General features: G+C 51.3%; 1 protein-coding gene. It reads right to left on the reverse strand.

What is annotated here, in order from left to right; genetic code table 11:
* A partial coding sequence (locus tag ACN0IC_RS15425) for a hypothetical protein (RefSeq protein WP_416879637.1) occupies positions 1-300 on the reverse strand: 300 nt, incomplete at its 3' end.
* Positions 301-1440 lie beyond the last annotated feature (1140 nt).

Below are 1440 nucleotides of genomic sequence, written 5' to 3' on the forward strand. Positions count from 1 at the left end.
GAGATGCAGAGGGAGACAAAAAATTGAGAGGGGGTCGTACCACAGCTTATGGAGCGAGCGACAAACATCGCGCATGGACAGTCCATGGGCTAGTATGTATTGGCTGTATTCTTCCATCTGGGCAACTGTACGGACAAGCTGATCTGAGCTTGAAATTCCTCCACGGTTTTTTTTGCTGAGATTGAAGGAATCTCCTGTATGAAGCAAAGACAACATGTCCCCCTGTTGCTGGACCATTAGGCCCAGGAGTTTTTGGGTTGGGTCTTGGTTGAGTTGACTCTCAGTTAATGCAATCGGCACAGTGGTTCTGATGATCCCATCTTTGAAAGGGCTGTCAGTGGAACCAGGCCTGCCCTCAATAGAAAGAGGCAGGGTGAATAAGGGAGGTCCCCTAGATTCACCCTGACTACCCCTACTGTAGGCCATGGGGCCATGTTTCACTGGAGGGTGGTCACCTTCTGAAGGTTGACCACAGGCAGGGTTAATGCAAGGTGGACCCCCAGGCTTCACACCTGATGGGTGGAGAGGCACTGGGGTCCTTGCATAGTCACTCCCCGCTCTTGAGCGGGGAGTGCCCTTATTGAGGTGATGAAGCATGCAGCTGCTCAGTCTACAGAAGGGTTCTGTAGTGAGCTCAGCATGCTCCTGAGTGGGACCATCATCATCCCACTGTGTGTCAGGTTGGTAGTGATTGACATGATAAGCAAGATCATGATCTGAATCTTGGAAATCATTAGCAGTGGCTCCTAGTGGCATGTCAGTGCTGCTGCTATCACTCTGGTTACCATCACCTTCATCATCATCCTCATAATCACCACTCCTCCCCCCACTGTCCTCAATGGGTGCATGCGGAGGTGGGTGATGAGGATGGTCATCATCATTAGGGTTATCTGGCCCTTCTAGCCATGCTCTGATAGCATCCTGGTCGTCCTGATCAGGAGGAATAGGATGATCATGCACAATTACCTTCCTCCTTTTCATCCTGTGATCACTAGTATCATCAGGATGTGTTACTACCCCTCTACACCACCCTGAGTAACCACTGTGTAGGTCAAACATGCATTGAGGTTCTGAGGCAGCACTTGTCCTCATGGTGATGGTAGGTTTAGTGATGATAGTACTAGAAGCAATATCTGGAGGGGAGGATTGGGTGTCCCAGGTCAAAGCAAGAGGAGAAAGCTGCTCTGCCCCTGTTGCCCCTCCCCCCCCCCACACTGGCCATAGTGTCTGCAGATGTGTGGCTGGGGTGTGTTTTGCTGCTGGCTGGCTGTAGGGTGTTCACTAGGGGTAGACGATGCCTGTCCATTTCCGTCCCGTTTCCCGAATGGTGAGTTTGCCGAACGCTGGTGTTCGCATTTCGGCGGGTCGAGCCCCGTCGCAAATTCTAAAGGGAAATTAAATTGGCTCACCCAGAGTTGGTGGTGTTGAGTGTATTTCAAC

Source organism: Litorimonas sp., assembly GCA_029936425.1.
Classification (GTDB): Bacteria; Pseudomonadota; Alphaproteobacteria; order Caulobacterales; family Maricaulaceae; genus Litorimonas.